Annotated in this window: 8 protein-coding genes and 2 pseudogenes; 4 read left to right on the top strand and 6 right to left on the bottom strand. The window is 46.4% G+C overall.

The features are described 5' to 3' along the window. The 3 genes and pseudogenes from QUA40_RS24715 to QUA40_RS24705 all read left to right on the top strand — a co-directional run. Nucleotides 1–297: pseudogene (locus QUA40_RS24715) on the top strand (Rpn family recombination-promoting nuclease/putative transposase); the annotation flags it as partial. A gap of 131 nt (nucleotides 298–428) precedes the next feature. Continuing rightward, complete coding sequence (locus tag QUA40_RS24710; RefSeq protein WP_333130782.1) at nucleotides 429–908, top strand: J domain-containing protein; 480 nt, start codon at nucleotides 429–431, stop codon at nucleotides 906–908. Between the two features lie 78 nt (nucleotides 909–986). Next, nucleotides 987–1,259 (top strand): DUF3143 domain-containing protein, encoded by a 273-nt coding sequence (locus tag QUA40_RS24705; RefSeq protein ID WP_333130780.1) that lies wholly within the window; start codon nucleotides 987–989, stop codon nucleotides 1,257–1,259. 112 nt (nucleotides 1,260–1,371) lie between these two features. Here QUA40_RS24705 and QUA40_RS24700 read toward each other — a convergent pair whose 3' ends face one another. From QUA40_RS24700 to lysA, 3 genes are all read right to left on the bottom strand, one after another. Continuing rightward, on the bottom strand, nucleotides 1,372–2,118 hold the full coding sequence (locus QUA40_RS24700) for an isoprenyl transferase (protein ID WP_172185480.1): 747 nt from the start codon (nucleotides 2,116–2,118) through the stop codon (nucleotides 1,372–1,374). Nucleotides 2,119–2,138: 20 nt separating this feature from the next. Continuing rightward, nucleotides 2,139–3,032 carry a diadenylate cyclase CdaA gene (cdaA, locus tag QUA40_RS24695; RefSeq protein ID WP_333130778.1) on the bottom strand — a complete coding sequence of 298 codons (894 nt, stop codon included), beginning with the start codon at nucleotides 3,030–3,032 and terminating at the stop codon, nucleotides 2,139–2,141. Nucleotides 3,033–3,215: 183 nt separating this feature from the next. After that, on the bottom strand, nucleotides 3,216–4,634 hold the full coding sequence (gene lysA, locus QUA40_RS24690) for a diaminopimelate decarboxylase (RefSeq protein ID WP_333130776.1): 1,419 nt from the start codon (nucleotides 4,632–4,634) through the stop codon (nucleotides 3,216–3,218). 157 nt (nucleotides 4,635–4,791) lie between these two features. Between lysA and rimI the strand changes: the two genes are divergently transcribed. Continuing rightward, nucleotides 4,792–5,466 carry a ribosomal protein S18-alanine N-acetyltransferase gene (rimI, locus tag QUA40_RS24685; protein WP_333130774.1) on the top strand — a complete coding sequence of 225 codons (675 nt, stop codon included), beginning with the start codon at nucleotides 4,792–4,794 and terminating at the stop codon, nucleotides 5,464–5,466. Nucleotides 5,467–5,855: 389 nt separating this feature from the next. Here the strand turns inward: rimI and QUA40_RS24680 are convergent, their stop codons facing one another. The 3 genes and pseudogenes from QUA40_RS24680 to QUA40_RS24670 all read right to left on the bottom strand — a co-directional run. Next, nucleotides 5,856–6,275 carry a pentapeptide repeat-containing protein gene (locus QUA40_RS24680; RefSeq protein ID WP_333130797.1) on the bottom strand — a complete coding sequence of 140 codons (420 nt, stop codon included), beginning with the start codon at nucleotides 6,273–6,275 and terminating at the stop codon, nucleotides 5,856–5,858. Nucleotides 6,276–6,654: 379 nt separating this feature from the next. Beyond that, nucleotides 6,655–7,410 (bottom strand): bestrophin family ion channel, encoded by a 756-nt coding sequence (locus QUA40_RS24675; protein WP_333130772.1) that lies wholly within the window; start codon nucleotides 7,408–7,410, stop codon nucleotides 6,655–6,657. A gap of 80 nt (nucleotides 7,411–7,490) precedes the next feature. Further along, nucleotides 7,491–7,626: pseudogene (locus QUA40_RS24670) on the bottom strand (IS630 family transposase); the annotation flags it as partial.

Genomic DNA, 7,626 nt, shown 5'->3' with positions numbered 1-7,626 from the left:
TTTAATATTGCGAATCAAGCCAGTTTGAGCCGAGAGGAAGTGGAAGATTTGGACAGAAGAGAACAGTTTATTTATGATCAACAGGGAGCAATTATTAAGGCTGTTCAGGACGGCATAGAACAAGGCATAGAACAAGGCATAGAACAAGGCATAGAACAAGGCATAGAACAAGGAATGCGATTCAAGGCGATCGCGATCGCCAGACAATTACTCTCACAGCTAGATAATGCCACGATCGCCCAAGTTACGGGGCTTAGCGTTGAGGATGTGCAGAATTTGCGCTCGACCAATTCATAGTTTAAAGTGGGCGATCGTACCTTGAGCCGATCGCCCAGACTCAACCCCTCGATCTAACAGACAGTGGCGCTACCCTCAACTCTGGGCTAAAATAATCAAATATTATTAACAATAGGCAGAGAGGGGCTTCGGTGGCAGGAAACGAGGCAACTGCAAAAAACAAAAGTCAAAAAATACCCGGAAAAACCCCCTTGGGTTCCACTCATTACAGCTTGTTAGGGCTGCATCCTTCAGCCTCCGCGATCGAAATTCGGCGATCATACCGGGAACTGAGCAAACTCTACCATCCCGATACCACTGGCCTGCCGCCCGCAGTCGCCACCGCTAAATTTCAGCAGCTCAACAACGCCTACGCCACCGTCAGCAACCCAGAACGTCGCCTCGCCTACGACCTCAAAATAGGCTATTCTCGCCTAAACGTGATTGGGCCGCCCCCAGGCTTTAATACTCCGGTTTCGGGCTCGGGCAAAAAAACTTCCAACTCCGCTTACCTAGACCCTACGGATCGACCTCTTTCCCCGGGAGAAATGTTCGCCCTGTTTATCATGGGAGCTAGCTTAATCGGATGTTTGGTACTGGCGATCACGATCGGCTTAATTCGTGGCAATTAAAGCCTCAAATCCCCAATCCGAAATCCCCACCATCCCGAATCCCCAATCTAAAATCTAAAATCTAAAATCTAAAATCCCATGACTCTTCCTTCTGCGGACACTCCTTTGTACAACCATCCGCTCCCGGAAATCGAGCAGTGGCTAATCAGCCGTGGCTGCCAGCAAGACAGGCAAGAACTCCACTGCTGGCAGATTGATCGACCTACCTGGAAAGCAGAACTATCCCTCGATATCGACCAACTCACCATCCGTTACATCGATGCGGGAGCCGACGGCAAAGATATTCAGCGAGCCTTCAAATACTCCCTCTCGCGTCAGGACATTGAAGCTGCCGTTTTCTCGGGCCCCTAATTTGATTTTAAATTGGCGATTTTAGATTTTAGATTGAGAAATACATTTCAGAATCTACCTAATTGGAAACTGAACAATTAATCTAAAATCCTAAATCTAAAATCCAAAATCGTTAGACTTTGCCAAATCGGCGGTTACGTTGCTGATAAGTAGACAAAGCGCGGTGAAACTCCGATCGATCAAAATCCGGCCACAGCGTCTCAGTAATGTAAATTTCCGAATAAGCCATTTGCCATAGCAGAAAATTGCTCAACCGCATTTCCCCACTCGTCCGGATCAGCAAATCCGGGTCACAAACATCAGCAGTATACAAATAGCGTTTAAATAAAACCTCATCAATCTCCTCCGGCTGCAACTTGCCCTCTTTCACCTGAGTGGCGATCGCCCGACAAGCTTGTACAATCTCCTGACGCCCCCCGTAATTCGTCGCCACCGTAAACAAAATCCCCTGATTATGCTGAGTGGCCGTCACAGAACGCTCGATTTCCGCCTGCAAAGACTTCGGCAAAGCCTGCAAATTCCCCATAAATTGAATTTGCACGTCCTCGTCCACCATCTCCCGCAATTCTTGCCGCAACTTTCCCTCAAACAAACTCATTAAAAAATCCACCTCCCCGGCCGGCCGCCCCCAATTCTCCGTCGAAAAAGCATAGGCAGTTAAAGCTGGAATCCCCCAATCTTTGCAGCAGCGCAGCAGTTCCTTCAGAGTGCTAGCTCCTCGGCGGTGTCCCGCAATCCGCGGCAACCCCTTATTCTTAGCCCAGCGCCCGTTCCCGTCCATAATCACTGCTATGTGCTTAGGCAGTAGTTCCTGTTGCAGATCCTCCGGCAACTTTTCCAAGCAAATTCCTTGACTCATGGTTTCTCCCGATTACCCGACTAACGGCGCAGTATCCGTTTTAATAGCGTCACTCCCTTCAATCCTATCTGGCGTCCGAGATTGCCGATCGGAATTGGAGCCACAACTCTTTCTCCCTCCGACGGAAACAGCTTTGCTTCCAGCAATTCCTTAAGTTTGTTGCTAGTCAAAGGTCGATTTAAAGTTCCCATCTGGGCTAAAGAAATAGAACCAGTTTCCTCCGACACTACCACGCACACGCAAGCTTGCACCCGTTCTGTAATCCCCATCGCAGCCCGGTGGCGGGTTCCCAACTGCCGCGACGCAGTGCGATCTGACAAAGGCAAAATTACCCCCGCCGACACGATCCGCGAACCTCGAATCAAAACAGCTCCGTCGTGCAGCAAAGTTTGCGGCTGAAAGATTGTCTGCAACAATTCTTTAGAAACTTCAGCATTTAGCTTTAGTCCCGGCACCGAAAAATCTCGATCGTCGATCGGAGAATCTGTTTCTATAATTAGTAAAGCACCCGTGCGGTTTTGCGAAAGTTCTTTTACTGCGTCCACAATTTCATCTATTACGCTGTCCGGTTCGGGATTTGGTCGGCGATCGCGTCCAAACAATTGCCGAAATTCCCCCCGACCCAATTGTTCCAGAAATCGGCGAAACTCCGACTGCAATATTACCGCCATTGCCACAGCCGAACCAGTCACCAAGCTGTTGAGGGCAACGTGCAACAGCCTCAATCCAGCCCAGTTGCTCACCGCCGCCGCCAGCATCAAAATGATAAATCCCCTTACCATCCACAGCGTTCTGCGCTCCCCAACAATGACGAGCACCAAATACGCAAGCGCAAATACCAGTCCAATATCGATCGCCTGAATCAATAAGGACTGAACCAGGGCCAAGTCAAAGCCAGATTGTTGATTGTTCATGGTTCATCGAACGCTACCGCCTGTGAACCGCGAACCGTGATGCACTCGAACCCATGAACCATGAACAGTTGTTATTCCAATCGCGTGACTGAACAAGCCAAAAGTAAAAAGTTAAAAGACAATCATCAAGAATTCAAAATAAATTATCTTTCTTTTTACTTTTTGCTTTTTGCTTTTTGCTTTTTACTTTTGAACTCTGAGTCCTACCGGAAGGCGGTCAAACCTCAGCAAATCTTGGTAAGTTTCCCGCTCTATGATCGTGTTAACTTCCCCATTTTTCACCAAAACCGCAGCCGGTCTGGGAACTCGGTTGTAGTTAGAAGCCATGCTGTAATTGTATGCCCCTGTAGCCGGAACGACAAGGACATCTCCGGACTCACAATTCGGCAACTTAGCATCTTTAATCAGAATATCGCCTGATTCGCAGTGTTTGCCAGCAACTGTCACTGTTTCCGTTAAGGCCGCAGACATTTTACTGGCTGCGAGGACTCGATAAACTGATTGATAGGTAATTGGACGCGGGTTGTCCGACATACCGCCATCGACTGCTAAATACGTCCGAATTTCGGGAATGACTTTTTTAGAGCCAACAGTATAAGCGGTGACGCAGGCTGTACCCACGAGCGATCGACCGGGTTCGCAAAGCAATTTCGGTAAGGGCAATTGCTGCCGCTCGCAAGCTGCTACCACTGCGGTGCAAATTGTCCGAGCCCAATCTTCAATGCTGGGAGGATCGTCCGCTTCAGTATAGCGAATGCCCAACCCCCCGCCAATATTAATTTCTGTTGCTGGCAAATCATAACTAAGTGCTTTTGTCAAGGCCTGAATTATGATATCTGCTAAATCGTCATGGGGTTGCAGTTCAAAAATCTGAGAGCCGATGTGAGCGTGCACTCCCACGCAAAATAACGACGGCTGTTGGCTGATGAACTTAAATACTTCATCGAGCGAATTGGGATCGAAGCCAAATTTACTGTCGATTTGACCCGTCTTAATGTAGTCGTGGGTGTGACACTCAATTCCCGGAGTAAACCGTACCATAACTCGTATCGGCCCGCCGGTTTTGCTGCTGACATCCAATTTTCCCAACTCTGCCAGAGTCTCCAAATCGAGCCAATTGTCTGCTACGATCGCGCAGCCACTTTCAACAGCTAGCTGGATTTCTTCGGGGGATTTGTTGTTCCCGTGAAAATAAATTTTATCGGGATTCACGCCAGCTTGCAGTGCAGTGTGGATTTCTCCCGCCGATACCACATCTATGCCTAAACCTTCCGAAGCGGCGATCGCGCAAACTGCCAAACAACTCCAAGCTTTAGAAGCATAGAGCACTTGAGAAGATCCCGGATAGTACCGTTTAAAAGCATCTCGGTACTGGGTGCAAGCCGCCCGCAGCGTTTCTTCGTCTAAAATGTACAACGGCGAGCCAAATTGCTCCACCAAAGCTGTCACCTCGCAGCCTCCGATTTCCAGCCGATCGCGACTCTTAACACTGGCTGTCAGCGGTAACAGTTCTTGATTGGGCGATCGACTTTGCAGGGCATCTTGAGACTCAGACAGATACTTGAGTCCAGATTCGACACCTACAGATTGAGTTGATACCATCGCGCAATAACTATCCTAGGTTATTAATCAGCAGTCAGCAGTCAGCAGTCATTGGTCGTTGGCAGTAGACTTATGTCTGGAGACTTATGAGTCATGACTCAAAACTAGCAACAAACAGCTAATCGCTACTGTGTTTTCCAGTGTACAATTTACAGCCGTGCGTTTTCTACAAATTAAACATCTCGTCGCAGAACACCTCAACAGTGCAGTCGAACTCGATCGGCTCTGTTTTGGCGGGCTTTGGACTATCGAAGGCTATGGGCGCGAGTTAGGCAGTCCTAACAGCGATTTACTGGGTTTGTGGGCATCGGAAACCGGGGTCGGCAAATCAGAAAGATTCGACAGCGAACTTGAGTTGATCGAGCCGAACAGCATTCTCAACTCAAAACCGCTCAGTGTTGAGAGATCCTCGCCAGCAACTCCCAACTCAAAACTTACCCCAACCCTGATCGGTTTGGGTTGCCTGTGGGCAATTTTAGAAGAAGCTCATATTACAATTGTGGCAATTCATCCTCGCTTTCAAGGTCAGGGTTTAGGACAAGCTCTGCTTTGGGCTTTACTAACAAAGGCTCACTCTAGACAATTAGAACGGGCAACCTTAGAAGTGCGGGAATCTAATTTAGCCGCAGTTTCTCTTTACCAAAAATTTGGGTTTAAAGAGGCAGGGCGGCGGAAACGATACTACGAAGACACCGGAGAAGATGCTCTGGTAATGTGGCGCAGCGGCATAGAGAAACCAGAATTTCAGCAATATTTGGCGGTTGAGGAACAGGAAATTTGCGATCGGCTCCACCAAAAAAACTGGCATTTGGCGATCGAGAGTGGCTCTTGATTACCTGTTATGCTTAACTTGTAATTAAGCATCATAACTTTGCTGTACAATAAAGGGTTCTAGCCGTGGGTCGCCCGTATTCTTAGCCTCAAATGCTAAGGATAATGACTACACTTATTACCTATCAAAGCTTTTAGGCTAGCGGACAGGTATGTTTAGCAGACCAAGTGAGGAAAAACCACACTTTAGCACAATAAGTACGGAAAAGCCCCTTTTTTTTGTATTTTTACTAGGTTTTTATGTTAGCGCTTTTTGTATATATTTGCATTCATTGAGATGCACCCTTTCGCATATCGCATTTCAGTAAACCAAAGGTTTTCTACTAAAGTTGTCGTCACCCTTTTAGTAGAAAAGCAGACCTCAAAGTCATAAAAAAAGCTGGCATCAATTTATTTATTTGTGACCCCATCTTCCAGAGACTTATACTTCGACCCATCAGGCATAACAGCGCCTTCGAGCAAAGCACCACTCAGGTCAGAAATGCTAACTTTAGCACCTTTTAGATTTGCACCACTTAGGTAGGCACTCTTCAGGTTAGCACCACTCAAACTAGCATCCCTCAAATTGACACCGCTCATATTTGCGTTACTCAAGTCCGCACAAATTAAATTAGCGCCGCTGAGGTTGGCACTACTGAGATTAACCTGACTCAAACGAGCAAAACTCAGGTTGGCATGATTGAGATTAGCACCACTCAATTTAGCCTGACTGAGGTTAGCATTATTGAGGTTAGCGTGGCTCAGATTAGCATTACTGAGGTCGGCTTCACTCAATTTTGTTTCACTTAGATTGGCGCGAGAGAGATTAATAGCTACTAACTCTGCACCAATATAGCAATCCTAAATGGGTTGTAAAATATGCTGATAAATTTGGTAGGGGCAATCCCCCTGTGGTTGCCCCGGCGGACGGGGTAGGCACGGGGAGTAGGGGTAGCACTACCCCTACAGGTGTTTACGAATGATTTAGGATTGCTATAGCATCTACACCTCTGAGAGAAACACCATCCTCATTCAAATCTTGGAGTGCCAGAATTTTTGCATAGCTAACTTTTACGCCGTGTGCTGCATCAACTATACTCCAAGCTTGGTAATGAAATTGCGGCGTTGCTGATTTACGGTATGAAAGGCTAAATATGCCAGTCCTAGAAACCAGTATCGACAAAGCTTCTGGATTTTAAACTGATTTTTTTCATACCCTGATTAAGCAACGCCCAAATAAGCCTGTCCCCCATCCCAAATCTTTAACTAGCTGAAAAGGTAATAACAGGCAGTAAATTAATAACAGTTGCTTGAGATGAATGGAATAAGCTAGGGGGAGGGGCGTTCTTAAAATGCGTTCGCAGTGTCCTACAGACTCCATCATACTCTTCATAGTAGCTTGCAGAAAAACTACATGACCGTAATGTAAGACAGCGTTACCACGTTGATACTGCTGTTGTAGGTAATCTGCTATCCAAAAGACAATCTGTAGCGGTGGATTGTGGATTGTCTTTACCTGCAAATACTGAGATGGAGACATCAATTCTTCTAATTCGCTATTTACAGCTTCTGACCTAAGATACAATTTACACGCTACGGGGAAAGCAGCTACGAGGCGAATGAGTGCAATTCTTTTGGCTATATCTTCTGGTTCAATGTCGTTCATCATTGCGCCAATTTGCCAAACCATCTTACGGGCGTCGTTGGCTAAATTTCCCCATAACCTACGACCTTCCCAAAACCGTTCGTAAGCCGTATTAGTTCGGAATACCAGCAATAAGCCTAAGACGATGCTGGGAATAATACTTCCCAAAATAGGTTGGGATACAGGGAGGTTGAAATAGTAAAGTACAGAAACAATAAAACTAAACAAGCCAAACCCAATAACTCGTTGATAAATGGCTAAAATAACTGAGCCTCTGAACTGAAAAGCAAGTTTAAACCAGTTTTTAGTTTTTGTTTTCATTCTTATTTGAATAATAGATCTTTGGCATCTGGCATTTGGAGCGGCCATGATAGAGCGCTGCCAGCTAAGCTGTTGCACATTTAAACTGTGATACAAGCATTGCCCTTATTTTTGATTTTGCGACCCCATTTAATTATTGATTGCCCTTCATTTAAGAGGCGGTGCAATAAATACTCTAACTCTTCAATAGATGTAAAAAGTCGATTGGCAATATAT

The sequence above is a fragment of the Microcoleus sp. Pol11C3 genome, assembly GCF_036701485.1.
Lineage (GTDB): Bacteria > Cyanobacteriota > Cyanobacteriia > Cyanobacteriales > Microcoleaceae > Microcoleus.
The sequence above is the reverse complement of the archived record's forward strand: the minus strand, read 5'-3'. Positions and strand labels throughout refer to the sequence as shown.

Coding starts and splice junctions, on each gene's coding strand:
- QUA40_RS24705 (WP_333130780.1), top strand. CDS start 987: ATGACTCTTCCTTCTGCGGACACTCCTTTGTACAACCATCCGCTCCCG.
- QUA40_RS24700 (WP_172185480.1), bottom strand. CDS start 2,118: ATGAGTCAAGGAATTTGCTTGGAAAAGTTGCCGGAGGATCTGCAACAG.
- cdaA (WP_333130778.1), bottom strand. CDS start 3,032: ATGAACAATCAACAATCTGGCTTTGACTTGGCCCTGGTTCAGTCCTTA.
- lysA (WP_333130776.1), bottom strand. CDS start 4,634: ATGGTATCAACTCAATCTGTAGGTGTCGAATCTGGACTCAAGTATCTG.
- QUA40_RS24675 (WP_333130772.1), bottom strand. CDS start 7,410: ATGAAAACAAAAACTAAAAACTGGTTTAAACTTGCTTTTCAGTTCAGA.